Raw genomic sequence first — 22,798 nt, forward strand, 5'->3', positions numbered from 1 at the left:
GGCTTGTCACGGCGCAGAGGCCTGCGGTCGACTCGGCCCGGCTCTTCGCGGCTCAGAGTTCCGCGACGTCCCCCTGGGCGATCTCGACGTCCCGGTGCAGCAGGGTCAGACCCGTGGTCGCGGAACCCCCGGCGACCCCGCACAGCAGCGCCATGACGAGGAGCGCGGGCGCCATCCGCCGCGTCGGGGCGCGGCCCATGAGGGCCCTCACCCGGGCCGGTACGGGGCCGCCGGCCGCGCCCGGCGCGAACGAGGGCCGGTCCGTACGTCCCCCGGTGGTGGCGAGCGCGGCCCGCCCCACGGCCCGGGCTGTCAGGCCGCGGTCCCCGGCCGCACGGGCCGCCGCCTCGTCCGCGGCCCGTTCCGCCGCGTACGACACCTGCCGCACCACGCCGCCGAGCGCCGGATGGCACCAGCCGGCGAGCCGGCCGACGGCCAGGAAGAGATGGTGGCGCCCGGCCAGATGGGCCCGCTCGTGTGCGAGCAGCGCCTCGCGCTCCGGCGCGCTCAGGGCGCGCAGCATTCCGGTCGTCACCACGATCCGGTCCGCCCGGCGGCGGGTGCCGGGCAGCGCGTACGCGTCCGCGCGCGGGTCGTCGACGACGCACAGGCCGCCGGCCTGCGGCAGTCCGGCCACGTCCTCGTGGGCCGCGCGGAACCGGCGGACCTCCGCGAGCGCCCGCCGTACGGCGACGGCCGCGGTGACCGCGAGGGCGCCGGCGGCCGGTGCGGCGGCGCCCAGCACCAGGGCGCGCGGCCCGGTCTCCAGGGGGCGGACGAGTTCGGCGAGGTGCGCGAGCGGCGGCAGGGCGAGGGCCGGCGGCAGCAGCAGGGCGCCCAGGCAGGCCAGCACCCCGAGGGCGAGGGCCGCGGCGGCCGAGGTGACCGTCCACAGGGCGATGTCGGGCCGGACCCGCTCCGCCACCCGCCGGGCGAGCGGCGGCAGCCCCCACGGCAGGGCCAGTGGGAGCAGAAGGAAGGGGAGCGGTGCCGTGGGCAGCAGTGCCGACAGGGTCACTGGCCGCCGTCCTCCAGTAGACGCCGCAGCTCGGCCTCGTCCTCGGGGTTCAGGCCCTCGACGAAACGGGCCAGGACCAGGCCGCGGTCGGCGTCCTGGTCCAGCTCGCGGTGCATCCGGCGAGCGGTGAGCCCGTGCGCGTCCTCGACCGGGCGGTACGCGAAACCGCGCCCGGCGGGGCTGCGGTCGATCGCCCCCTTCTCGTACAGCCGGGCCAGCAGGGTCGCCACCGTGGTGCGGGCGAGGGGCTGGGGTATCGAGGCCCGGATCTGGGCCGCCGTGCGCGGGCCGCCCGCGGCCCACAGCGCGGCGAGCACACTGGCCTCCAGCTCGCCCGAGGGGCGCCGCTCGTTCTCCGTGTCCGCCATCGGAACCTTCGTCTCCGCACTTTCGTCTACAGTGAAGTAGACCGACTACTGTTCTGTAGACACAGGATACGCGGTCGCCGCTTTCCGCTGCCCCGGCCCCGGACGTACGCTCCGGCGCCCCCGCCGACCCGAAGGGCCGAGCCGATGCTCCCGCCGCCCGCCGCCGTGCCCCCGCTCACCCCTCTGGCGGTGAACGTGCTGGACGCGCAATCCCTGCTCGCCGCCTTCGGCACGCTGGGCATCGCGGTCGTCCTGTTCGCCGAGACCGGCCTTCTCGTCGGTTTCTTCCTGCCGGGGGACTCGCTGCTCTTCACCGCCGGACTGCTGTGCGCCGGCTCCAAGGCCGTGCCCGGCCATCTCTCGCTGCCCTGGGTGCTGACCGCCGCGGCGGCGGGTGCGCTGGCCGGCGCCCAGACCGGCTACCTCCTCGGCCGGCGGGCCGGACCGGCCTTCCTGGCGCGCTCGAGATCGCGGAAGATCGCCGAGGGCGCCGCCCGGGCCGGTGAGATCCTCCAGCGGTACGGCTACGCGAAGGCGATCGTCCTCGCCCGCTTCCTGCCGCTCGTGCGCACCGTGCTCAATCCGCTCGCCGGCGTCCTCGGCGTCCCGGCCCGCGTCTTCACGGTGTGGCAGGTGCTCGGCGGTCTGCTGTGGACCGTCGGGGTGACCCTCGCCGGATACGGGCTCGGCGCGTCCGTGCCGAATGTCGACCGCTATCTGCTGCCCGTCATCGCCGCCGTGGTCGCGCTCTCCCTGGTGCCCGTGGCCCTGGAGGTGCGCAGGGCCCGCCGGACCCGGCGCGCCGGTGCGGGGGCCCGGCCGTGATCCCGCCGGCCCCGCTCGCCGTGACGGCCCAAGCGCCCCTGCCGCGTCAGCCGCATCAACTGAGTCGGATGAGTCGGATGAGACCGATGGAACAGCCGATACCGCCGCATTCGACGAACCGGATGAATCGATGGACCCGATGAACCTTCCGCACGCTCTGCCCTTCGCCGCCGCCCCCGCGCCCACCGGCTACGACGGGGCCGGTATCGACGGCCCCGCCTACCTCGACGTGGTGCGCGCGGCGCAGGACGCGCCGGGCTGGCTCGACCGCGCCGTCGGCCTCTACTCCTCGTACGGGCTCGCGGTCTTCGCCGTCCTGATGCTCTACGGCTGGTGGCGCGCCCGCGTGCGGGGCGAGCGTGAACGCGCCGTGCGGGCGCTGGCCGCGCCCCTGCTCACCGTCCTGGCGTTCGTGGTGAGCACCCTGGTCAAGTCCGCCGTGCGCGAACTGCGCCCGTGCCAGTCGCTGCGCGCCGTCACCCTGGAGGCGTGCCCGGCGCCCGGCGACTGGTCCTTCCCCAGCAACCACGCCACGATCGCGGCGGCCGCCGCGATCGCCCTGTGGTTCGTGTCGGCCCGGCTCGGCGTCATCGCGAGCGTCTGCGCGCTCGCGATGGCCGCCTCGCGGGTGTGGGTGGGGGTCCACTACCCGCACGACGTGGCCGTCGGAATCGTCGTCGGCGCCCTGGTCGCCCTGGCGCTGGGGCTGCTGGTGAGGGCGCTCGCGCCGGGGCTGGCCGGGCGGATCGGCCCGCTGGTCAGAGCGGGCGGTCCGGGCCGGGTTCCGGGGGCGTCCGCTTGACCTGGTAGACGGCGCGGGGCTCGGCCTCCTCGCCGTCCCGCTTCATCGCTCGCGCCTCGCTCTTGAGGATGCGCAGCGAGGTGCCCGCGCTGCGGGTGAGGCCCGGCAGCTTGCGGATCCCGACCAGGACGATGACGACGATCAGGAGTATCGCCAGTTCACTCAAGCCGAACATGATCAGCCCTCCTCGTTCTCGTCGTCACCCTCGAAGAAGTCTCCCACCTCGTCGACGACCTCGGCGGCGACCATGCCGCCGACCACGCCCACCGCGAGACCGGCCGCCCCGGCGGCGATCGCGGTCCCCACGCCGGGGCCCGAGCGGTGTCCGCCGTCGTGTCCGCCGCTATGGCCGTGGGGGCTGCCGTATCCGTCGGCGTGGCCCTTGTGGGGGTCGTACGCGTCGTACCCATGGTGCTGTCCGTACGCGTGATGCGCCGCCGCGGCCTCGTACGCGGCGTGCCGGTCGAGCAGCCGGGCGATCCAGCCGTCCACCTCGGTCGCCCAGTCGGGCCGTCCGGCCTCCTGGTGGCCCACCGTGAACAGGGACAGCGCGTCGTCGCCCGAGGACAGGAACCCACCGCGCCGGTCGGCCTCCAGGACCACGTCGACACCGGCCGGTCCGGCCAGGAACGTCACCTCCAGCTCGTTCATCCGGTGTGTGTACCGGGGCGCGGGGACCAGCTCGATCTCCTGGTAGAACGGCAGCTGCTGCCCGCTGCCGCCGATGTGGCCGAGTTCGAGGTCGGCGGACTTGAAGCCGAAGCCCAGCTCCCCGAGCGCCTCCAGGACCGCCTCCTGGGCGGGCAGCGGGCGCACCGCGAGCGGATCCAGGTCGCCCTTGTCGCGCGCCCCGGCGATGCCCAGCTCGGTACGGACCCCCAGCACGACGCCCAGGCTCTGCCCGTGCAGTTCGGTGACCGGCGTCTCCCAGGGCAGCGGGAAGCTGAACGGGACCGACCGCCGCTCCTGCGCGCCGAGCCGGAAGTTGCCCCCGACGACATGGCGGTGGAAGACGACGGTGCCCTCCGACTCGCCCTCGGCGTGTTCGGCCTCCACCCGGGCGACCAGTTCGAGCGTGATGTGCTCGATCGTGAACTCCGCGCCCCCGCCGCGCAGATGGACCTGTCCGCCGAGCTGGCCACCGGGCGTCACCGCGCCGGGATCGAGGACCGTGTCCACGGCGGGACCGCCGACGCCCAGCGAGCCGAGCAGCCTCTTGAACACCATCGTGGCGTCCACTCCTTCGTCACATGCGGAATGCTTCTGCCTGCACTTCTACGTGACTGTAGAGCATCAGCCGGTCCCACAGGATCGAACAGGTACGCTGCCGCGTAGCAGTGCCAAACAGAGGGAACGATTCAGCTCATGCGGCGTCAGAAGAACAAGTGGATAACGGTATTGACAGCGGCGGCGCTGCTCGCCCTGGCCGGGTGCGAGGGAGTCGACTCCGGCCCGGCCGGACCGGAGTCGAAGGGCCACGCCTCGGCCACGGCTCCGGGTTCGCCTTCGCGGACCGGTGACGCGCCGGCTCCCGGTGCCACCGCCACCGGAAAGGCCGACCCCACCGCCGGTGCCACCCCCACCGCCAAGCCCACCCGGACCTCCACCCCTCGTCCGTCGGCCGGCGACGGCACGCTGCCCGGCATGCCGACCGCGGCCCACTCCCGCCGCCTGCTCGCCGGTCTCACGGTGGCCCCGCAGGGGACGATGACCGGCTACAACCGCGACAAGTTCCCCCACTGGGCGGGGCAGGGCGACAGCTGCGACACCCGCGAGACGATCCTGCAGCGGGACGGCAAGGGAGTGCGGCGCGACGCGCAGTGCCGGGCCGTCTCCGGCCGCTGGGTCAGTGTGTACGACGGCAAGGTCATCACCTCCGCGTCCGGGCTGGACATCGACCACACCGTGCCGCTCGCCAACGCCTGGCGTTCCGGAGCCCGTTCGTGGACCCAGGAGCAGCGCAAGGCGTTCGCCAACGACCTGAGCCACCCGCAGCTCCTGGCCGTCTCGGCGTCCTCCAACCGTTCCAAGGGTGACCAGGGCCCGGACGAGTGGCAGCCTCCGCTGGAGTCGTACTGGTGTGCGTACGGGCGGTCGTGGACCTCGGTGAAGTCGACGTACGGCCTGACGGTGACCTCCGCCGAGAAGGCCATGCTCGGCCGGATGCTCGCCACCTGCGGTTCCTGACTCCCGCCCGGCGGGGCGGAACTCCGTACGACGGACCGAGAGGCCGTACGACGGAACGGACCGCCCCGTACGAGGAACGGCAGGCCCCGGCGGTGCCGTGACGGCACCGCCGGGGCCTTGTCCGTCTCCCGCCCGGAGTGGATCAGAGTCCGGTTCGGGGGTGGGTTCGGGGGCCGGGCCGGGAGCCGGTCAGGACCGGGCCACCGTGACGTCGAAGAGCGAGTAGCCCCAGCCGGTCGCCCGTTTCACCCCGTGCACCCGGACGTACCGGGCCGACTGCGAGGCGAACGTCGCCGTGTCGATGCCGCCGTCCCCCGCGTCCGTGGACCACACGGTCCGCCAGCTGCTTGCGTTGTCCGACAGCTCGATCCGGTAGCCGCGCGCGAACGCCTCCTCCCAGTCGAGGGTCACCCGGCCGACCTGGCGCGGCTCGCCCAGGTCCACCTGCCACCACTGGTCGTCGGACCACTCGCTCGCCCATCGCGTCCCGCTGTCGCCGTCCACGGCCAGGGCGGGGGCGAAGTTCGTGAACGGGTTCCACCACTGGGTGCTGGACGCCGAGGCCGCCCGTCCGGCCGCCAGATCGACACTCGTCTCGTGCCGCTCGGTCGCCTTCCAGGTCGTCAGATACGTCTCGGCGCCCCGGGCCAGATCGTTCACCACGTCCTGGCCGCCCGGTGTGAGCCGGATCTGCTCCACCCAGTCCGGGACGAGACCGTTGTGCGCCGCGCCGTCGGTGTTGATGTCCCAGGTCCGCTCGCCGGTGACCTGGCGGTCGAGGACCGTACCGCCGTCGAAGCTGCGGAACGGGTACGTCACGGCGTTCGAAGCGCCCGGGCCGACCGGAGCCGGCCAGCCCCCGACCCCGTTCATGTCCGTGCCGTAGCCGAGCCCGGCGCCGTACTCGCGCCGCAGCGCGGCGTTCTGCGCCGCCTCCCCGACGAAGCCCTCGGCACTGTGCATGTAGGGGGCGATGAAGCCGCCCAGCCGGTAGACCCGCTCGGACCACTCCAGGTCCATCCAGCTGTGGCTGGAGATGACACCCGGGTACCGCTCGGCCTCCACGATGTCCAGCGCCCGGCCCGCTGCCTTCACACTCATGTGGTCGAGCTCCAGCATCATGCCGCGGTGCATCATGCCCTTGAGGGCGTACTCGCCGAGCCGGGTCAGCCCGCGCGTGTTGCAGCGGGCGTCGGAGGCGTACGCGGGGACGGTCACGCCCGGCGGCAGCTTCTCCGCCATCGCGGGCGGCGCGGTCAGCCCGATCGGGTTGTCGTGCTGCGCACCCGCGCACTTCTCGGTGGCCCAGAACGTGCCCGTCGACAGGAACTGGCCGATGTTCACGGCGACTCCGGTGGTGCCGGTGTCGAACCGTACGCCGCACAGCGCGTTGTCGAACTTGTGACAAAGGAACATGCTGCGCACGCCCATCCCGTACAGCTCGTCGAGACCCTTGTCGATGTCGGCCTTCGAGCACTGCGCGACATCGAGGATCTGCTTGCAGCCGAACGGCTCGGAGGTCTCCACGCCGAGCACCACCGCGAGTTTGCCCTGCTCGACGACCGAGCGGGCCTGGGCGGAGTCGGTGACGACACGGAACCAGCCCTTGCCGGGACCGCCGTACATCCGGTCGATGTAGTCCTGGAGCTCGAAGGTCTTGCGGGCCTCCAGGCGGATGGCGTCCATCTCGTCACAGCCTCGGTCGCGGGGCAGGAGCGAGCAGATCAGTCCGTTGGTCACGAGATCGTTGACCAGGACCCGCTGGCCGCCGCGCCAGGCCCGCTCGACCCACGCGTAGTAGTTCTGCTGATGGCTCAGCGAGTCGTGGGCCGGCCAGTCCTTGAAGGTGGGCCAGCCGACCGGGTCGTGGGTGCCGTCGTCGCCGCCGGTCAGATGCTCGAAGATGGCGCCGACGCCGTCGGGATAGTGCTCCGGGCAGTCCTTGAGCGCGTCGGCGACACCCGCGGGGGAGAAGGTCGCGCCGCAGATCATGCGGCCGCCGAAGCCCTCGTTGGACATCAGATGGTTGTGCGCGTCGACGAAGCCGCGCACCTTGCCCTGGGAGTCGGTGCCCGTGAAGGGGGCGCCGGTGGCGTTGATCCGGGAATCGGGGGCCGGGCGGGCGGTGGGCTCCCACCAGGAGCCGCCCGTGCCGGCGGCGGGTACCGGGCCCGCGCCGAAGAGAACGGTGGTCAGCGCGATGAGCAGGGACAGGAGGGCGAACCGGCCGCCCGGCCCGCGTCGTGGTGATCGATTCATGTCGGCGATGCCTTCGGTCATGGGGGATACCGGGCAGTGAGCGGCGCGTGATGTTTCCGTGGGTAACGGCGGCTCGGGCCGAGGATCGCGAGGAACGAGGAGTGAGTCAATAGTCCGGGTCAAACGACCTATTGACGGGGCGTCGGATGAGGGTGCGCGGTTGTGGAGCCGGTACGGGGGAGGCGTGAGGGTGCGGTGGTGGCACGGTGAGGGCGCGGGAGGGGAACGTGGGGGAGTGAGGGGAGGGGAAGGTGCGGCCTTGTCGGGTGCCGGCGTAGCCGTCCGGGCGCGGGCGGCCGTCGGCGCCCGCAGGCGCGGCCCGGAGCCGGCGGCCGGGGGGAGCCGCGGGCCCCGGCCCCCGGGCCCGGACTGTGGGCTCAGCCCATGCTCTGCCCGTACACCCGGTCCACCGGCATGCGTACGAGCACCCGCCGGTCGTTCACCATCGCCGACCGGTACTCGGCCCAGTCCGGGTGCTCCCCGGACGCGAGCCGGTAGTACTCCACCAGCGCCTCCACCTCGGGCCCGTTCGGATCGGTACCGGGGCCGATCAGGGTGACCGTGCCCTCGGCGGTGGCCCACGACCGGCCGTTCGGGGCGGTCACCTCCAGGGCGGCGCGCGGATCGCGCCGCAGGTTCGCCGTCTTGGCGCGGCCCTCGGTGACCGACACGTACAGGGTCTCGGTCGCCGGGTCGTAGTACGGCATCACGGGCGACAACTGCGGCCGCCCGTCGGCCTTGAGCGTGGCGAGGACGCCGAGACGGCTCTCGGCGAGCAGGGTGCGCGGGTCGTACGAAGAGGAGGTCATGTTCACAGTCAAGTCGCCCCGTGTGCCGTCTTGTTCCTCACATCCCGGCTCACTCACCCGATAAGAGCAACTTCGGCAAGCCGGGGGCCGTCGGATGGCGTGGGGAACCGGCCGCCGGAGGCGCGACGCCCCCTCGCGTCCGCCCCTCGCGTCCGTGGCCCACGCTCCGGATTCCGTGCGCCCGGCCCCCCGGCCGGAGACCGGGCGCGCGAACCGGGTTCACCAGCGGAGGAGGTCCCGTCCGCTCGGGTGCGCGTCGGCGACCGCCAGCGCGGTGACCGCGCCCGCGAGGCCGAGGACGGCACCGGCGAAGACATCACCCGGATAGTGCACGCCCGTGTGGACGCGCGAGTAGCCGACCGCTCCGGCGAGGACGCCGAGCGGGACCGCGGCGGGCGGCAGCACCACGCCCACCGCCGTCGCGAAGGCGACCGCCGAGGCCGTGTGTCCGGATGGGAAGGAGGCCGAACTCGGCATCGGCACCTGCCGGTCCACCGAGACGCGGGCCGCTTCGCGGTCCGGGCGTGCCCGCCGCACCAGCCGCTTACCGAAGAGGTTCGCGGCGGCGGAGGCCAGGGCGACGGCGCCGATTCCGGCCGCCGCGGCCCGGCGGGGCCGACCGTCGGCGAGGGCGAGGAGCGCGGCGATCGACAGGGAGATCTTGGAGTGGTCGGCGGCGTGCGACAGGCGGCGCAGCCCCCGGTCGAGCGTGGGGGTCGGGGTCGCCGCGACCGCCGCGTACAAGGCGCCGTCCACCGCGCGCAGATCGGACAGCACCGCCCGCACCGCCGCCATGCCCCGGGGCCGGGCGGTCGCCGGAACGGGGGTGGGAGCGGGGGCGGGGGCGGGCTGTTCAGTCATCGGACCCTCCTCGGGGACGGCGGCGGAACGCGAGAACGGCGATCAGCCGCCAGTCCGGTGGCGGCGTGGGCGGCACCGTGCCGGGCCGCTCGCGGGGGAGCCGCACGCGTAGCGCGCGCGGCCGCAGCGTGCACACGACGGGAGTCGGCAGGCGCATCGCCTCGCCGTCGACGGCGACGGGCAGGCTGCCGGGGTCGCCGGAGTCCGAATCGGAGCCGTCGGACTCGACACCGGGGCCCGAACCGGAGCCGGTGGACCCGGAATCGGCGCCGCCGGACCCCTGACCAGGGCCGTCGGACTCCGAACCAGAGCCATCGGCCCCCGGGTCGGCGCCGCCGTCGGAGCCCGCGGTGACCTCGACCCGGTGGGCGGTCAGAACGCTCAGACCGGGGGACTGCGGGCCCCGGACGGCGAGATCGGCCGCCTGCGCCGCGCCCTCCACCCGGATGCCGATCACGCCCAGCTCGCCGCCGTCCAGCCGGATCCGCCGGCCCCCGCCGAGCGGATCGGGCGAGGCGTACGGATTGTTGCTGACCAACAGCGCCTGCTGGGCCGGGAGCGGGGCCTCGTCCACCCGCGCGTCGAGCCGGCGGCCCGCGCCGCCCGCGAGCAGGTCGGGCATCGTGTTCAGCGCCGTCTCCGCCTTGGCTTCCCGGTACTCGGGGCGCTGCACCACATCCGCGTACACCCCGAACGAGACCGTGTTGACGAACGCCCGGCCCGCGACCTCGCCGAGGTCCACCCGCAACTCCTCGCCGTCGGTCAGGGCGTCCAGACAGCGCACCGGGTCGGCCCGGTCGAGCCCGAGGTCCATCGCGAAGTGGTTCCGGGTGCCCGCGCTGATCACCACGAACGGCAGATCGTGCTCGGCCGCCACCGCCGCCACCAGGGCCTGGGTGCCGTCGCCGCCCGCCACCCCGAGCAGGTCGGCGCCGTCGGCGACCGCCGCCCGGGCGAGCGCGGCCGGGTCCGGACGGGCGCCGTCGGGGCCGGGTTCGAGCAGGACGACTCGCGCACCGAGCCGTTCGGCCTTCTCGACGAGTCCGAACCGGCCCACCTTCCCGTCCCCGGATCTCGGGTTCATCAGGAGCACCGGCCGCAGCGCGCGGGGTGCGGGCCGGGGACGGGACCGGCCGTGCCGCTTGTGGTCGGGGTGGCGCATCGCCGTACGGGCGAAGGCGAGGGCCACCGCCCACAGCAGCAGCGCGCGCAGGGCGTGCGTCCACAGACCACCGTGGACGAACAGGACGAGGACGGCCGCCGGCGCACCGAGCGCGACCAGCGCGCCGAGGAACCGCACCGGCCCGCGGTGGGCCACCAGCCACCACACGCCCGCGGCGCACAGCGCGAGCCCCAGCACCCCGCCGCCGAGGATCAGCAGACCGCCGGCGGCGTACGGCAGGAACAGGCCGACCACGGCGGCGGCCGCGGCGAGCAGAGCGCACCGTGCGAACAGTCGTGCCCGCGCCTCGCCCCGGCTCCGCTTCCCGGCCCCTGCCCCCGGACCGCCGCCGCTCGCCTTGAAGTCACCGCTGTTCATCCGTCGTCTCCCCATCGCCGTGCCTGCCGGCACCCGGGTCCGTCCCCCGTCCCCTACCCGGCACCGCTTCTGTCTCCCCTGCCCCGCCTGTTCCGGACAAACCGCTCGGAGCGCGCCTTGCTGAGCCATTTGGATGAGGGCGCGTCGGCATGGCGCCGCTTGTCCGCCTTGTGCCCGATTGTGGCGCGGGACGAGACCCGACAAGATCGCTGGGATGCGCGATGAAGTGAAGCTCTGCGACGGCGTCGTCACCCTGGCGCCCCTGCACCCGGCGGGTCCGGGTGCCGGCCCCCGCCCCGAGGCCCCGCTCCCGCACGATCTCCACGAGCGATGGCACGAGGAACTCCCCCGGAGGTGGCGCGCCCACGGCCCGGCCCGGGCCTTCGGCATCCGGGCCGGCCGGCCGGTCGGCACCGTCGCCCTGCGACCGGCGCCCGCCGGGTTCGCCGCCGGGGACGTCGACCTGGTGTACGTCCTGCACCCCGAGGCCCGCGGCCGGGGCCTCGCGACCCGGGCGGTCCTGCTGGCCTGCGCGTACGCCGGTGCCGAGGGAGCCCGCCGCGCGGTGATCCTCACTCCCGCGGGCCGGCCGGCGGCGGCCGCCGTGGCCCACCGGGCCGGGTTCGCCCGGCGGGGGCAGATCAGCCACGCGGACGGCACCCTGTCCGACTGGCATGTCCGCGCGCTCGGGCGGACCTGAGCGCCGGGGCCCCGGTGCACCGGGCCTCGACCCGAAGACCTCCGATCCGGAGGACCCCGGCCCGCCCGGCCCCGGTCTGAAGGGTCTCGGCCTGCCTCGCCTCGCCCCGTCACACCCCGACCGGCCGGTCCGCCCGTTCAGGCCAGCGCCCCGCTCCCGTGCGGGGCGTACAGGTCGAGCAGCCGCACCCGGGTCACATGGAGACGGTGCGCGAGGATCTGCCCCACCCAGAAGGCGACGGAGGCGCCGAACTCCGGGTCCGTCCGGCACATCGAGCGCACGGCCCGGCCGTCGAACTCGTACGCCCGCACCGGCGTCGTCGTCTCCGCGCCCGACTGGCACAGATACGGCGGGAACAGCCACGACACCCCCACCAGCTCACCGTGCCGCAGGGTCTCGATCACCGGCGCGCCCCGCCCCGGCACCTTCGCGTCCAGGGAGATGGCGCCCGTCTTCACGATCCAGAACCGGTCGGCCCGGTCCTGTTCCTCGAACAGCCGGACGCCGGCGTCGAAGGTCACGTCCTGGGCGAAGGCCATCAGCCGTTCCCGCTGTTCGAGCGGCAGAGTGCTGACCTTCGGCGCGGCGGCGGTGGTCATGGCGGGCCTCCTCGGACCGGCGGCTGCGATGCGTGTCCCCCTCCACCCCACCAGTGTCCGTCCGCGGGGGCGGGTCCGCCCGTACCGCACGCCGTCCGTGTGAGTGCCCGTACGGAGTCCGGGGACACGCTCGCCACCGCCACCGCCACCGCCACCGCCACCGCCACCGCCACCGCCACCGCCACCGCCATCCACCGCCACCGCCATCCACCGCCACCGCCGGGCTGCCGCAGCCGTGACACCTCCGCACGCTCAGCCCGGCCGTGTGGTGTGCCGAGGAACAAGGGCATGAGCACCACTCCGCCGCCCGGACCGCCGGCCACCCCGGGACCGCCGTCCGCTCCCGGACCTCCGCCCTCCGCTCCTGCGGCCGCCGCGCCCACCCGCACCGACCGGCTGCTCGCCGCCCTGGCGGGCCTCGTCGCCGGGTACGCGGGGCTCGCCGTCGCAGCGCTCGGCACCGTCGTGGCCCGCCCCGAGGCCGGCCCGGTGCCCGCCGTCGGCGACACGGTCGTCGACCACTCCCCGGCCGGGGTCAAGGAATGGGCCATCCGCACCTTCGGCGAGAACGACAAGCGGGTCCTGGAGACCGGCATCATGGTGCTGCTCGTCGTCCTCGCCGCGCTCCTCGGCCGGCTCGCCCCGCGCAGCCGCCCCGCCGCCCTCGCCGGAGTGGGCGTCCTCGGCCTGGCCGGCGCGCTCGCCGCCGTCACCCGGCCCGACTCCACCTCCGCGGTGGACGCGCTGCCGTCGCTGGCCGGGGCCCTGGCGGCGGGCTTCGTCCTGTACGTCCTCGCCGTGCGGCTCCCCGGGCCGCGTCCCGTCCCCGCCCCCGTACCCGAGGGGAGTCTTCCCGCGCCCGAGGGACGCCCGCCGGCGCCCGCGGACCGGCGGCGCTTCCTGCTCACCGGGGCGGTTGTCACGGCCGGTGCCACCGGCGTCCTTCTGGTGGCCCGGGCCACCGGAGCCACCCGCTCCGAGAACGCCGCCGCCTCACGCGAAGCACTCCGACTGCCCCGGCCCGCCTCCCCGGCGAAGCCCGTACCGCCCGGCGCGCAGTTGCCCGTCGCCGGCATCAGCCCCTTCATCACCCCGAACGGCGACTTCTACCGGGTCGACACCGCCCTCGTCGTCCCGCGCCTCGACGCCGGGACCTGGCAGCTGAACGTCCATGGCCAAGGAGTGCCCCGGGCGCGCGTCTTCACCCTGCCCGAGCTGCTGCGGCGCGAGGCGGTCGAACGCGACATCACCCTCGCCTGCGTCTCCAACGAGGTCGGCGGCCCCTACGTCGGCAACGCCCGCTGGCTCGGCGTCCGCCTCGCCGACCTGCTGCGCGAGTGCGGGGTCCGCCCGCCGTCCCGGGGCGGCCCGGCGGACCAGCTCGTCGCCCGCTCCGCCGACGGCATGACCATCGGCAGCCCCGTCGAGGAGGTGATGGACGGCCGGGACGCCCTGCTCGCCTTCGGCATGAACGGACAGCCGCTGCCCTTCGCGCACGGCTTCCCGGTCCGCATGGTCGTCCCCGGCCTGTACGGCTACGTCTCGGCCTGCAAGTGGCTCACCTCGCTCGAACTGACCACCTTCGCCGCGTACGACGCCTACTGGGTGCCGCGCGGCTGGGCCGCCCGGGCCCCGATCAAGACCCAGTCGCGGATCGACACCCCCCAGGCGTTCGCGAAGGTCGCCGCCGGGCCCCGGCCGGTCCCGGTGGCCGGGGTCGCCTGGGCCCAGCACCGGGGGATCTCCAAGGTGCAGGTACGGGTCGACGACGGGCCCTGGCGGGACGCCGAGCTCGCGGCCCAGGACAGCCGGGACACCTGGCGCCAGTGGGTCTACCGCTGGCACCCCGTGCCCGGCGACCACACCCTCGCCGTCCGGGCCGTCGACGGCACCGGGGCCGTCCAGACCGGCCGGACCTCCGCCACCATGCCGAACGGTGCCACCGGCCGGCACACGATCAGTGTCACCGTCACCGGCGGCGGCTCGACGGCAGCCCGCGCACCAGGTCGAGCGGGAGCGCCGGGACCCGGTGGCCGGCCCGGCCCGTCGTCGTGGTGGCCGTCGTGAGCGCGTTGAGCACCGCCTCCTCGACCGCCTCCACCACCGCCGTCCCGAACGGGTCGATCCGGCCCCACGGCACGAACCGCATGGTCTCGTACTCCGCCGGGGCGCCCTTCACGGGGAACGTGCTGGTCAGCGCCGACTCGTTCGCCGTGGAGAAGACGAGGAACAGATCGCCCGAGAAGTGGCTGCCCGCGGTGCCGGTACGGGCCAGACCCATCGGCACCCGCCGGGCCAGCGCCTTGCACTGCCCCGGCAGCAGCGGTGCGTCGGTCGCCACGATCACCACCACGGAACCGGCACCCGGCGGGATCCCGTCGGTGTCACCGGTGTCACCGGTGTCTCCCGATTCCCCGGCCGTCCCGGCGTCCCCGGCCGCTTCGGCCCGTCGGGCGGCCTCCCGGCCCACCGGCACCCCGGCGACGACCAGCTCGTCCCGGGCCCCGAAGTTGGCCTGGACGTACGCCCCGACCGTGTACCGGTCCTCGCCGTACGCGACCACCCGCGAGGCGGTGCCCGCGCCGCCCTTGAAGCCGTAGCAGCGCATCCCCGTACCGCCGCCGACACAGCCCTCCGCCACCGGCCCCGGTGCCGCCGCGTCGATCGCCGCCGTGGCGTGCGCGGGCTCGACCGCCGCGCCGTGGATGTCGTTGAGATGGCCGTCCCAGGTCTCGGTGACGAGCGGCAGCAGCCACTCCGGGGCCATGTCCGCGCGGTGCTCGCGCACCCACTCGACCACGCCGCGATGTACCGGGCCGACCGCGTACGTGTTCGTGAGCATGACCGGCACGGCCAGCGAGCCGCTCTCCTCCACCCAGGTCGTGCCCGTCATCTCGCCGTTGCCGTTCATCGCGTACCAGCCGGCGGCGCACGGCACGCCGACCCCGTCCCGGCCGCGCGGCAGCACTGCCGACACCCCGGTCCGTACGTCCTCGCCCTCGATCAGGGTGACATGGCCCACCTCGACGCCCGGCACATCGGTGATCGCGTTCCAGCGGCCCGGTTCCCCGGTCAGCGTGACGCCCAACTCACGTACTCTCGCCCGTACTTCCGTCATGGACGGCACAGTAGCGGCCCGCTCCCGGCCATGGCGGCGGGCGGCCGGAACGAGGGGCCGGCGGGGGCCGGGCGACAGCGGCGGCGCGCGACACTTAGAGTCGAGCCAGAAACCCAGCGGCGCGGACGTACGGACGCCGGCGCCGCACGAACGAGGAGCACGCGTGAGCGACCCGGAGACCATCGCCCAGCAGCAGCGGATCGCCCGGGAGCTGGAGGTCGCCGAGACCTTCGACCCGCGCGCGGAGATCGAGCGCCGGGTCGCCTTCCTCGCCGAGCGCCTCACCTCCACCGGCCTGCGCGCCCTGGTCCTCGGGATCAGCGGCGGCGTCGACTCCACCACCGCCGGCCGGCTCTGCCAGCTCGCCGTCGAGCGGGCCCGCGCCGCCGGACACGAGGCCACCTTCCACGCGATGCGACTGCCCTACGGGGTGCAGGCCGACGAGGGCGACGCGCAGCGCGCGCTCGACTTCATCCAGGCCGACCAGGTCCTCACCGCGGACATCCGGCCGGCGGCCGACGCCGCGCTCGACGCCACCCTGGCCGCCGGGGTGGTCTTCCGCGACGCGCACCACCAGGACTTCGTGCACGGCAACATCAAGGCCCGGCAGCGGATGATCGCCCAGTACGCCGTCGCGGGCGCCCACGACGGCCTCGTCGTCGGCACCGACCACGCCGCCGAGGCGGTCTCCGGCTTCTTCACCAAGTACGGCGACGGCGCCGCCGACGTCGTCCCGCTCACCGGCCTCACCAAGCGCCGGGTGCGCGCCGTCGCCGCCGAACTGGGCGCCCCCGCCGAACTGGTGTGGAAGGTCCCGACCGCCGACCTGGAGGACCTTGACCCGGGTAAGCCCGACGAGGACGCGCTGGGCGTGACGTACGACCAGATCGACGACTTCCTGGAGGGCAAGCCGGTCGACGAGGCCGCCTTCGCCGCCATCGTGCGCCGCTACCGGCTGACCGACCACAAGCGCAGCCTTCCGATCGCTCCCTGAGGCGCGGGGGACCGGCGGCGCCGGGCCCTCGGCGAGCCGGCACGGGACCCGACCCTGGCCCGGGCCCGTCACCCTGGGGCACCGGCCGCCGGCGCGTCCCGGCCGGTGCCCGCCTTTCGAGGGTGACGGGCCGGGGCCGTCCGGCCGTGTCGGCGTGGCGACCGCCGCCGGGGGAGCGGACCGTGGTGTGCCCTGAGGGGACGTCACCGGACGTACCCACCGAAGGGAGCACCCCATGTTCGGCAGCACCCCTGCCTTCAGCAGCTTCTCCGTCGACGACATCGCCGCCGCCCGCGCCTTCTACGGCGGGGTCCTCGGCCTCCCGACCGGCGGGGAGGGCGAGGGCGGGGACGAGCGGCAGGTGCTCATCCTCACCCTCACCGGCGGCGCGAAGGTCTTCGTCTACCCCAAGGGCGACCGGCACGTTCCGGCGAGCTTCACTGTCTTGAACTTCCAGGTCGACGACATCGACGCCGCCGTCGACGCGCTGGTCGCCAAGGGCATCGAGCCGCGGCGCTACCCCGGGTTCGAATTCGACGCCAAGGGCGTCTGCCGTGACCCGCGCGGCCCGGCGATCGCCTGGTTCACCGACCCGGCGGACAACGTCCTCGCGGTCCTCCAGAGCTGACCCGTTCCCGGGTGCCGCTGCCGTCGCGCCCCACGCCCCGTGCCCCGGCCGGTCATGGCGGCCGGAGCCACGCCCCGTGCCCCGTGCCCCACGCCCCGTGCCCGGGGCCTGCGCGCCGCCGCCCGCGCGCCATGTGATCTCCTGTTGCGGCGGGAATGCCGCATACGGGGGCATCACGAAGAGGGAGCAGGCAGCTTGTCCACCTACCGTCAGCCCGGTGTCGTCCTGACGGACCACCACTTCACCGTGCCGCTCGATCACACCCGCCCTGGCGGCGAGACCATCGAGCTGTACGCGCGCGAGGTCGTCGCGAGCGACAAGGCGGCGGACCGGGACGGTCTGCCGTGGCTGCTGTACCTGGAGGGCGGGCCCGGCTTCGGCGCCCGCCGGTTCATCGGGCCGCAGGCGTGGCTCGGCCGGGCCACCCGGGAGTTCCGCGTCCTGCTGCTCGACCAGCGCGGCACCGGCCGCTCCACCCCGGCGAACCGGCAGACGCTGCCGCTCCGCGGCACCCCGCGCGAGCAGGCCGACTACCTCGCCCTCTTCCGCGCCGACTCGATCGTCAAGGACTGCGAGCTGATCCGCCGCACCCTCACGGGCGGCGCCCCGTGGACCGTCCTCGGCCAGAGCTTCGGCGGTTTCTGCGTCACCCACTACCTCTCCACCGCCCCCGAGGGCCTGGCCACCGTGCTCGTCACCGGCGGGCTGCCCTCCCTCGACGCGAGCGCCGACGACGTCTATCGCGCCGCGTACCCCCGTATCCGCCGCAAGAACGAGGCCCACTACGCCCGCTACCCCGAGGACATCGAGCGGGTCCGCCGGATCGTGGCGCACCTGGCCGAGCACGAGGTCACGCTGCCCGGCGGCGGGCCGCTGACCCCCGAGGCGTTCCAGTCGCTCGGCATCCTGCTCGGCGGCGGCGAGGGCACCCACCAGCTGCACCTCCTCCTGGAGGGCGCGTTCGTGCCCACCCCGGCCGGACCGGCGCTCGCCGACGCTTTCCTCGAAGGCGTCCAGGCCCAGCTCTCCTACGCCGGGCACCCGCTGTACGCCGTCCTCCACGAGCCCATCTACGCTCAGGGCGCGGCGTTCGGGCACGGTGCCACGAACTGGGCCGCCGACCGGATCCGTACCGAGTTCCCCGAGTTCGACGCGGCGCGGGCGCTCGCCGGCGACGGGCCGGTGCTGTTCACCGGCGAGACCGTCCACCCCTGGCACTTCACCACCGACCCGGCCCTGCGCCCGCTGCGCGAGACCGCCGAGCACCTGGCCGCCCGCACCGACTGGGCCCCGCTCTACGACCCCGCGCGACTCGCCGCCAACGAGGTGCCGGCCGCCGCCGCGATCTACCACGACGACATGTACGTGGACACCGCCGACTCGCTGCGGACCGCCCGGGTCATCCGCGGCCTGCGCACCTGGGTCACCGACGAGTTCGAGCACGACGGCGTCCGGGCCGGTGGCCCGCGTGTCCTCGACCGGCTCCTGGCGCTCGCCCGCGGCGAGATCTGACCCCTGCGGCCGCTCGACGGGGTGGGCCGCGCCGCCTGGCGCCGGTCCCCACCGGGCCCTGGGCCGGGGCGCGGTCACGTCGGCGGAGGGACTCCACGACGGACGACGGGGTCCCGGCGCCCGCGTGGGAACCGGCGTCCCGTTTCCTGGCGGCCAGGCTCCGACGGGGCATGCTCGACGGCACCTGGCCGCCGGGCTCCCCACCGCACAGCGGGAGGCGCGGTACGGGGTCGCCGGCCCCAGGCCCCGGGTCCGTTCCGGGGCCGTGCCGCCGCTCGAAAACGGGGTGCGTGGGGCGCCGCCGCGCTGTGAGACTGCCTGGATGATCGACATACCTGCCGTGGTGCTGGACTCCTTGCGGGGGCTCGCCTTCGGTGACGCCTTCGGCGACCGCTGGTTCGCCATCTTGCGCCGGGACGGCGCGGCGGCTCTGGACGCGCGGACGCCGCCCTCGGAAGCCGTGTGGGAGTGGAGCGACGACACGGCGCAAGCACTCGTTCTCGTCCGGGAACTCGCCGACGGCGGGGGCATCGTCGACCAGGACCGCCTCGCTCTCCGCTTCGCGGCGGCCTATGCCGACGACCCGTACCGCGGCTACGGGCCCTCGATGCACGACGTGCTGCGCCGTCTCGGCGCGGGCGAGCCCTGGCGGGAGGTGGTCGCCGGACAGTTCGGCGGCCAGGGCTCCTGGGGCAACGGCGCGGCCATGCGCGCCGCTCCACTCGGCGCCTGGCACGCCGCCGACCTCGACGCGGTCGCCGAGCAGGCCGCCCGCCAGGCCGTGGTCTCGCATCATCATCCGGAGGCGGTCGCCGGAGCGGTGGCGGTCGCCCTCGCCGCGGCACTGGCCGCCCGCGGCCGGGGCGAGCGAGCCCCGGCCCGGCCGGACTTCCTCCGGGCGGTCGCCGGCCGGCTCCCCGACAGCGATGTCCGGTCCATGGTGCGGATCGCGGCCAGGATGCCGGAACGCACCTCGGTCCGGCACGCCGCGGAAGTCCTGGGCTCCGGTTACCGCATGTCCGGACCCGACACCGTCCCCTTCGCGCTCTGGTGCGCGGCGGGGCACCTGGACGACCCGCACGAGGGCCTGTGGGTCACGGTCGCCGGGCGGGGCGACATCGACACCACCTGCGCGATCGTGGGCGGGGTGATCGCCGCCCGCACGGGTGTCGCGGTGCTTCCCGATGCCTGGCACGCGGCCCTCGAACCCCTGCCCCCGGTCGTGCCGGAGGCAACGGAGTAGGGACTCGTCTCGGGAGAGCCTCCGTGTCCCCGGCGGAGCGGGGAACGGCGGCGGTGGCGCGGGTGACGTCCCCCGCGCCACCGCGCACGACAGGGCTTCGGCCCTTGCTCCCTTACCGCCTGCCCGCTGTCACCTTCGGGAGGTCCCCCACCGTGTCCTCCGCCGCCCGGGCGGACGGTGCCGCCACCAGCAGCGCGGCGAAGACCAGCGGGGCCACCGCCTGGTAGCCGATCCACACCTCGCCCCCGGCGGTCCCGCCCCGCCAGGCGACCAGGAGCCCGGCGAGCGTCGCCAGCGCCCAGCCGCCGTCGTACGCGATCATCAGCGGCCGGTACGCGGACACCGACCGCCTGCACAGCCAGCCGAGTTCGCACGCGCCACCGGCCAGGAGAGCCACCGCGCACGTGGCCATCAGCCAGGTCTCCACGCCGAGCAGATCGCCGAGCGGTGCCGCGCCGACGGCGAACACCGCGGCCGTCAGCACCTTGAAGGCGCCATCCGCGATGATTCCCGCTCGCGCGGCGGAGGGCAGGGACGGGGGCAGGGCGGGGCTGTGGTTCCGGGGCATGTGGAGCCCTCCTTCGAAGACGTCTGCGCTCACGTTCCCATCATCACGTTACGGTAATAATGAGATTATGAGAATGACGAGAGCGGAGACCAAGGAACGCAACCGCCGTGCCCTGCTGGCGGCGGCGTTCGAGGTCGTCTCCCGGGACGGCTACCGCGCCCGGCTCGACGAGATCGCCGAACGGGCCGGTCTGACCACCGGCGCCGTCTACTCGCTGTTCGGCAGCAAGGCAGGTCTGGTGGTCGCGCTGGTCACCGAACATCTGCGCCCGCACTACGAGGAGATCGCGCGAGCGGTCCCCGCCGGTCCGGACCTTCTCGACGCCGTCGACGCCTTCGCGCGGCACTACCGGCGCGGCTGCGACGCCCCCGACGCGCGTGCCGCCCTCTCGCTCCAGATCACCCTCCTCGACATGGCCGTCCACGACGCCGGTCTGGCCGCCCGGCTCGCCGAGTCCATCGACGCGCAGGAGGACGCGCTGATCGAACTGTTCACCGGCCGGACGTACCAGGGCAGGGCGCTCACGTCCGACCGGTCGCGCCGCCTGGTCACCGCGCTCCGGGCCCTGTTCGTCGGTCTCACCCAGGGCGTGGTCCTCGGCCTCGCCCGGGAAGCCGACGAGCGGTTCTTCGCCGACGCCGCCCGCGCCTTGGCCGCCGGAGCCGCCCTCGCCGGCGACGGGATGAACCCTTAGGGGAAGGGCGGCGGCGAGGCGGCGGCGCGCCGGGACCCCGGGCTGACCGCTTGAGGGAGGCCCCGTACCCTCGCGCTCGCGGGTTCGCCCCCTCGGTCCGTCCTCGGCTTCCCCGGAGTCCGCGCCGCCGGGCCGCGGGCCCGCGCCCGCCGTATTCTGCGCGCATGAGCGACCAGCGACTCGAAGAGATGCCCACCGACTGGCAGCGCGCCCTCGCCGTCGTCGCCCATCCCGACGACCTGGAGTACGGCTGCGCCGCCGCCGTGGCCGGCTGGACCGACGCGGGCAAGCAGGTGGGGTACGTCCTGGCCACCCGTGGCGAGGCGGGCATCGACTCGCTCGCCCCGGCGGACTGCGCCGAGGTGCGCGAGGCGGAGCAGCGGGAGAGCGCGGCCGTCGTCGGGGTGAGCACCGTGGAGTTCCTGGGGCACCGCGACGGGGTGATCGAGTACGGGCTCGCGCTGCGCCGCGACATCGCGGCCGCGATCCGCCGCCACCGACCCGAACTCGTGATCACCATCAACCACCGCGACACCTGGGGGCCCGGCCCGGGCGGCTACTGGAACACCCCCGACCACCGCGCCGTCGGCCGCGCCACCCTGGACGCGGCGGCGGACGCGGGCAACCGCTGGATCTTCCCCGAACTGTTCGAAGAGGGCCTGCGGCCGTGGAACGGCGTCCGCTGGGTCGCGGTCGCCGGCTCCAGCACCCCGACCCACGCCGTCGACGCCCGTCCCGGCCTGGAGCGTGCCACCCGCTCGCTGCTCGCCCACCGTACGTATCTGGACGTGCTGACCGACCGGCCCGCCGAGGAGTACGTCCGGGACTTCCTCGCCGAATCCACCGCCCACGCCGCCCCTCGCTTCGACGGACGTCCGGCGGTGACCTTCGAGGTCTTCCCCTGTGCCAACCATTAGACCCGTCCAAGGACTTGGCCCGGGGCACCCCCTCGACGGGCCGCCGGCGGCCCTACGCTTCTTTGATGACCTCACACCAAGCCGGCATCCAGCACTCGGTATCGTCCTGGCGGCAGCCGTGCCCGACGGCGCTCTCGGCCGAACGCGGCGCACTGATCGAGGAGACGGCCCGGCGCGTCCTCGTCCGAGGCGCGGGTCGCCTGCTCGTGGGCATCGACGGGCCCACCGCCGCCGGGAAGACCAGCTTCGGACACGAACTGGCCGAGCGGATCAGCGACTTGGGACGCCCCGTGCTTCGTGCGACTCTCGACGACTTCAAAAAGCCGTGGAAGGACCGGCACTTGTACGATCGGGAGTCGGGTGAGGGCTACTACCGCAACGCCTACGACTACCCGGCGGTCCGCCGGCTCCTGCTGGACCCCTGCCGGTCGCCGGAGGCGACGTCGTGCGCGCTGTGCGCCATCGATCCGCTGACGCAGGTGGATCACTCCGCGCGGACCGCGCCGCTCGCCCGGGACGCGGTGCTGATCGTGGACGGTGTGTTCGCGTTCCGGCCCGAGATCGACGCCTTCTGGGACTTCCGGATCCGGCTGCGGGTGGACGAGGAACTGTCCGTACGGCGAGGTGCCGCGCGCGATCAGGACTGGGCCGGGTCCGACGCCGAGGCGATCCATCGCGACCGCTATCTGGCGGCCGAGCGCGTCTATCTCCGGGAGGTCGACCCACTGCCCAGGATGGACCTCGTCATCGACAACACGGATTTCGCACGGCCGCGTGTGGTGACGGAGCGACACGCTCAGGGCGTGTTTCGAAAGTAGCTCCGTCCGCCCGGAGGGCGGGGCCTGCGGCGTCTGGTGCACTGCGCGCTTCGCTCGCTCCGTCTCGGCGCCTTGATTCTTCCTTCGGATGCCGAGCAGCGATCGCAAGGCGGAGGATCATCCTCGTACTGGACGTACTTGGATGACTCCGACAACGCGGCGTGGGGGCACCTCCCGTGCCCGAAGGGCTACGGGGGAGGGCGTGCCAGGCGTCGCGGGCCAGGAGGGACTTTCGAAACACGTCCTAGAAGTCTGATGAAGATCTTGCTGAGGGGTTGTCCGGCTGTGGGCCGGACGGCCCCTTGGTTTATGCGGTGGTCGGGGCGAGCGTCCAGGTG

At 74.4% G+C, this 22,798-nt stretch carries 23 protein-coding genes; 12 read left to right on the forward strand and 11 right to left on the reverse strand.

Annotation, left to right across the window (positions count from 1 at the left end; translation table 11 throughout):
• Positions 1 to 52 precede the first annotated feature (52 nt).
• Positions 53 to 1,018: a M48 family metalloprotease gene (locus ACGFRB_RS26390; protein WP_393246528.1), complete on the reverse strand. Its 966-nt coding sequence runs from the start codon at positions 1,016 to 1,018 to the stop codon at positions 53 to 55.
• Positions 1,015 to 1,386: a BlaI/MecI/CopY family transcriptional regulator gene (locus ACGFRB_RS26395; RefSeq protein WP_393246530.1), complete on the reverse strand. Its 372-nt coding sequence runs from the start codon at positions 1,384 to 1,386 to the stop codon at positions 1,015 to 1,017. The genes ACGFRB_RS26390 and ACGFRB_RS26395 overlap by 4 nt, the downstream gene beginning before the upstream one ends.
• A 144-nt stretch (positions 1,387 to 1,530) precedes the next feature.
• Between ACGFRB_RS26395 and ACGFRB_RS26400 the strand changes: the two genes are divergently transcribed.
• Together ACGFRB_RS26400 and ACGFRB_RS26405 are read left to right on the forward strand one after the other, a co-directional pair.
• Positions 1,531 to 2,211: a DedA family protein gene (locus ACGFRB_RS26400; RefSeq protein WP_363007284.1), complete on the forward strand. Its 681-nt coding sequence runs from the start codon at positions 1,531 to 1,533 to the stop codon at positions 2,209 to 2,211.
• 139 nt (positions 2,212 to 2,350) lie between these two features.
• The gene (locus tag ACGFRB_RS26405; RefSeq protein WP_363007282.1) at positions 2,351 to 3,013 is read left to right on the forward strand and encodes a phosphatase PAP2 family protein; all 663 of its coding nucleotides are present in this window, start codon (positions 2,351 to 2,353) and stop codon (positions 3,011 to 3,013) included.
• On the opposite strand, the gene ACGFRB_RS26410 is transcribed toward ACGFRB_RS26405, so the two are convergent.
• Together ACGFRB_RS26410 and ACGFRB_RS26415 are read right to left on the reverse strand one after the other, a co-directional pair.
• Positions 2,970 to 3,188, reverse strand: coding sequence for a twin-arginine translocase TatA/TatE family subunit (locus ACGFRB_RS26410; RefSeq protein ID WP_363007280.1), 219 nt, complete (start codon positions 3,186 to 3,188; stop codon positions 2,970 to 2,972). The two genes, ACGFRB_RS26405 and ACGFRB_RS26410, sit on opposite strands and share 44 nt — an antisense overlap.
• Before the next feature lie 2 nt (positions 3,189 to 3,190).
• Positions 3,191 to 4,240 carry a sporulation protein gene (locus ACGFRB_RS26415; protein WP_393246533.1) on the reverse strand — a complete coding sequence of 350 codons (1,050 nt, stop codon included), beginning with the start codon at positions 4,238 to 4,240 and terminating at the stop codon, positions 3,191 to 3,193.
• Between the two features lie 138 nt (positions 4,241 to 4,378).
• Between ACGFRB_RS26415 and ACGFRB_RS26420 the strand changes: the two genes are divergently transcribed.
• Positions 4,379 to 5,200 (forward strand): DUF1524 domain-containing protein, encoded by an 822-nt coding sequence (locus ACGFRB_RS26420; protein ID WP_393246535.1) that lies wholly within the window; start codon positions 4,379 to 4,381, stop codon positions 5,198 to 5,200.
• A 189-nt stretch (positions 5,201 to 5,389) separates the two neighbouring features.
• On the opposite strand, the gene ACGFRB_RS26425 is transcribed toward ACGFRB_RS26420, so the two are convergent.
• From ACGFRB_RS26425 to ACGFRB_RS26440, 4 genes are all read right to left on the reverse strand, one after another.
• Entirely contained in the window at positions 5,390 to 7,459 is a 2,070-nt protein-coding gene (locus ACGFRB_RS26425; RefSeq protein ID WP_363007343.1) for a discoidin domain-containing protein, read from the reverse strand.
• A gap of 377 nt (positions 7,460 to 7,836) precedes the next feature.
• Positions 7,837 to 8,268 (reverse strand): PPOX class F420-dependent oxidoreductase, encoded by a 432-nt coding sequence (locus ACGFRB_RS26430; RefSeq protein WP_361223134.1) that lies wholly within the window; start codon positions 8,266 to 8,268, stop codon positions 7,837 to 7,839.
• A 219-nt stretch (positions 8,269 to 8,487) separates the two neighbouring features.
• Complete coding sequence (locus tag ACGFRB_RS26435; RefSeq protein WP_393246579.1) at positions 8,488 to 9,063, reverse strand: phosphatase PAP2 family protein; 576 nt, start codon at positions 9,061 to 9,063, stop codon at positions 8,488 to 8,490.
• Between the two features lie 58 nt (positions 9,064 to 9,121).
• Positions 9,122 to 10,669: a diacylglycerol/lipid kinase family protein gene (locus ACGFRB_RS26440; protein WP_393246537.1), complete on the reverse strand. Its 1,548-nt coding sequence runs from the start codon at positions 10,667 to 10,669 to the stop codon at positions 9,122 to 9,124.
• Between the two features lie 214 nt (positions 10,670 to 10,883).
• On the opposite strand from ACGFRB_RS26440, the gene ACGFRB_RS26445 reads away from it, so the two are divergent.
• Positions 10,884 to 11,369: a GNAT family N-acetyltransferase gene (locus tag ACGFRB_RS26445; protein ID WP_393246539.1), complete on the forward strand. Its 486-nt coding sequence runs from the start codon at positions 10,884 to 10,886 to the stop codon at positions 11,367 to 11,369.
• 137 nt (positions 11,370 to 11,506) lie between these two features.
• Here the strand turns inward: ACGFRB_RS26445 and ACGFRB_RS26450 are convergent, their stop codons facing one another.
• Positions 11,507 to 11,968 (reverse strand): cyclic nucleotide-binding domain-containing protein, encoded by a 462-nt coding sequence (locus tag ACGFRB_RS26450; RefSeq protein WP_361223145.1) that lies wholly within the window; start codon positions 11,966 to 11,968, stop codon positions 11,507 to 11,509.
• A 288-nt stretch (positions 11,969 to 12,256) separates the two neighbouring features.
• On the opposite strand from ACGFRB_RS26450, the gene ACGFRB_RS26455 reads away from it, so the two are divergent.
• Positions 12,257 to 14,035: a molybdopterin-dependent oxidoreductase gene (locus ACGFRB_RS26455; protein WP_393246581.1), complete on the forward strand. Its 1,779-nt coding sequence runs from the start codon at positions 12,257 to 12,259 to the stop codon at positions 14,033 to 14,035.
• Here the strand turns inward: ACGFRB_RS26455 and ACGFRB_RS26460 are convergent.
• The gene (locus tag ACGFRB_RS26460) at positions 13,938 to 15,086 is read right to left on the reverse strand and encodes a P1 family peptidase (RefSeq protein WP_393246541.1); all 1,149 of its coding nucleotides are present in this window, start codon (positions 15,084 to 15,086) and stop codon (positions 13,938 to 13,940) included. The genes ACGFRB_RS26455 and ACGFRB_RS26460 overlap by 98 nt on opposite strands.
• Before the next feature lie 163 nt (positions 15,087 to 15,249).
• Between ACGFRB_RS26460 and nadE the strand changes: the two genes are divergently transcribed.
• From nadE to ACGFRB_RS26480, 4 genes are all read left to right on the forward strand, one after another.
• Positions 15,250 to 16,080, forward strand: coding sequence for an ammonia-dependent NAD(+) synthetase (gene nadE, locus ACGFRB_RS26465; protein ID WP_393246543.1), 831 nt, complete (start codon positions 15,250 to 15,252; stop codon positions 16,078 to 16,080).
• 235 nt (positions 16,081 to 16,315) lie between these two features.
• Positions 16,316 to 16,708 (forward strand): VOC family protein, encoded by a 393-nt coding sequence (locus ACGFRB_RS26470; RefSeq protein WP_393246545.1) that lies wholly within the window; start codon positions 16,316 to 16,318, stop codon positions 16,706 to 16,708.
• A 195-nt stretch (positions 16,709 to 16,903) separates the two neighbouring features.
• Positions 16,904 to 18,220: an alpha/beta fold hydrolase gene (locus ACGFRB_RS26475; RefSeq protein ID WP_393246547.1), complete on the forward strand. Its 1,317-nt coding sequence runs from the start codon at positions 16,904 to 16,906 to the stop codon at positions 18,218 to 18,220.
• Between the two features lie 322 nt (positions 18,221 to 18,542).
• Positions 18,543 to 19,463: an ADP-ribosylglycohydrolase family protein gene (locus tag ACGFRB_RS26480; protein ID WP_393246549.1), complete on the forward strand. Its 921-nt coding sequence runs from the start codon at positions 18,543 to 18,545 to the stop codon at positions 19,461 to 19,463.
• Between the two features lie 112 nt (positions 19,464 to 19,575).
• Here ACGFRB_RS26480 and ACGFRB_RS26485 read toward each other — a convergent pair whose 3' ends face one another.
• Positions 19,576 to 20,031, reverse strand: a complete 456-nt coding sequence (locus ACGFRB_RS26485; protein ID WP_393246551.1) for a hypothetical protein — start codon at positions 20,029 to 20,031, stop codon at positions 19,576 to 19,578.
• A 73-nt stretch (positions 20,032 to 20,104) separates the two neighbouring features.
• On the opposite strand from ACGFRB_RS26485, the gene ACGFRB_RS26490 reads away from it, so the two are divergent.
• The 3 genes from ACGFRB_RS26490 to ACGFRB_RS26500 all read left to right on the forward strand — a co-directional run bounded on the left by ACGFRB_RS26490 (position 20,105) and on the right by ACGFRB_RS26500 (position 22,460).
• A complete protein-coding gene (locus ACGFRB_RS26490) occupies positions 20,105 to 20,725 on the forward strand; it encodes a TetR/AcrR family transcriptional regulator (RefSeq protein WP_393246583.1) in 621 nt (206 codons plus the stop codon).
• 164 nt (positions 20,726 to 20,889) lie between these two features.
• A complete protein-coding gene (locus ACGFRB_RS26495; RefSeq protein ID WP_393246553.1) occupies positions 20,890 to 21,642 on the forward strand; it encodes a PIG-L deacetylase family protein in 753 nt (250 codons plus the stop codon).
• Between the two features lie 65 nt (positions 21,643 to 21,707).
• Positions 21,708 to 22,460 carry a uridine kinase gene (locus ACGFRB_RS26500; RefSeq protein ID WP_393246555.1) on the forward strand — a complete coding sequence of 251 codons (753 nt, stop codon included), beginning with the start codon at positions 21,708 to 21,710 and terminating at the stop codon, positions 22,458 to 22,460.
• The last annotated feature ends 338 nt before the right edge of the window (positions 22,461 to 22,798 follow it).

Origin of the sequence: Streptomyces sp. NPDC048718, assembly GCF_043198875.1 — a bacterium.
GTDB lineage: Bacteria > Actinomycetota > Actinomycetes > Streptomycetales > Streptomycetaceae > Streptomyces.

Bases quoted from the DNA above. Each gene is read 5' to 3' on its own strand.
- ACGFRB_RS26485 (WP_393246551.1), bottom strand. From the start codon at position 20,031: ATGCCCCGGAACCACAGCCCCGCCCTGCCCCCGTCCCTGCCCTCCGCC.
- ACGFRB_RS26410 (WP_363007280.1), bottom strand. From the start codon at position 3,188: ATGTTCGGCTTGAGTGAACTGGCGATACTCCTGATCGTCGTCATCGTC.
- ACGFRB_RS26415 (WP_393246533.1), bottom strand. From the start codon at position 4,240: ATGGTGTTCAAGAGGCTGCTCGGCTCGCTGGGCGTCGGCGGTCCCGCC.
- ACGFRB_RS26455 (WP_393246581.1), top strand. From the start codon at position 12,257: ATGAGCACCACTCCGCCGCCCGGACCGCCGGCCACCCCGGGACCGCCG.
- ACGFRB_RS26405 (WP_363007282.1), top strand. From the start codon at position 2,351: ATGAACCTTCCGCACGCTCTGCCCTTCGCCGCCGCCCCCGCGCCCACC.
- ACGFRB_RS26395 (WP_393246530.1), bottom strand. From the start codon at position 1,386: ATGGCGGACACGGAGAACGAGCGGCGCCCCTCGGGCGAGCTGGAGGCC.
- ACGFRB_RS26480 (WP_393246549.1), top strand. From the start codon at position 18,543: ATGATCGACATACCTGCCGTGGTGCTGGACTCCTTGCGGGGGCTCGCC.
- ACGFRB_RS26400 (WP_363007284.1), top strand. From the start codon at position 1,531: ATGCTCCCGCCGCCCGCCGCCGTGCCCCCGCTCACCCCTCTGGCGGTG.
- ACGFRB_RS26460 (WP_393246541.1), bottom strand. From the start codon at position 15,086: ATGACGGAAGTACGGGCGAGAGTACGTGAGTTGGGCGTCACGCTGACC.
- ACGFRB_RS26470 (WP_393246545.1), top strand. From the start codon at position 16,316: ATGTTCGGCAGCACCCCTGCCTTCAGCAGCTTCTCCGTCGACGACATC.
- ACGFRB_RS26420 (WP_393246535.1), top strand. From the start codon at position 4,379: ATGCGGCGTCAGAAGAACAAGTGGATAACGGTATTGACAGCGGCGGCG.
- ACGFRB_RS26435 (WP_393246579.1), bottom strand. From the start codon at position 9,063: ATGGCGGCGGTGCGGGCGGTGCTGTCCGATCTGCGCGCGGTGGACGGC.
- ACGFRB_RS26430 (WP_361223134.1), bottom strand. From the start codon at position 8,268: ATGACCTCCTCTTCGTACGACCCGCGCACCCTGCTCGCCGAGAGCCGT.
- ACGFRB_RS26425 (WP_363007343.1), bottom strand. From the start codon at position 7,459: ATGAATCGATCACCACGACGCGGGCCGGGCGGCCGGTTCGCCCTCCTG.
- ACGFRB_RS26450 (WP_361223145.1), bottom strand. From the start codon at position 11,968: ATGACCACCGCCGCCGCGCCGAAGGTCAGCACTCTGCCGCTCGAACAG.
- ACGFRB_RS26500 (WP_393246555.1), top strand. From the start codon at position 21,708: ATGACCTCACACCAAGCCGGCATCCAGCACTCGGTATCGTCCTGGCGG.
- ACGFRB_RS26445 (WP_393246539.1), top strand. From the start codon at position 10,884: ATGCGCGATGAAGTGAAGCTCTGCGACGGCGTCGTCACCCTGGCGCCC.
- ACGFRB_RS26495 (WP_393246553.1), top strand. From the start codon at position 20,890: ATGAGCGACCAGCGACTCGAAGAGATGCCCACCGACTGGCAGCGCGCC.
- ACGFRB_RS26490 (WP_393246583.1), top strand. From the start codon at position 20,105: ATGACGAGAGCGGAGACCAAGGAACGCAACCGCCGTGCCCTGCTGGCG.
- ACGFRB_RS26440 (WP_393246537.1), bottom strand. From the start codon at position 10,669: ATGAACAGCGGTGACTTCAAGGCGAGCGGCGGCGGTCCGGGGGCAGGG.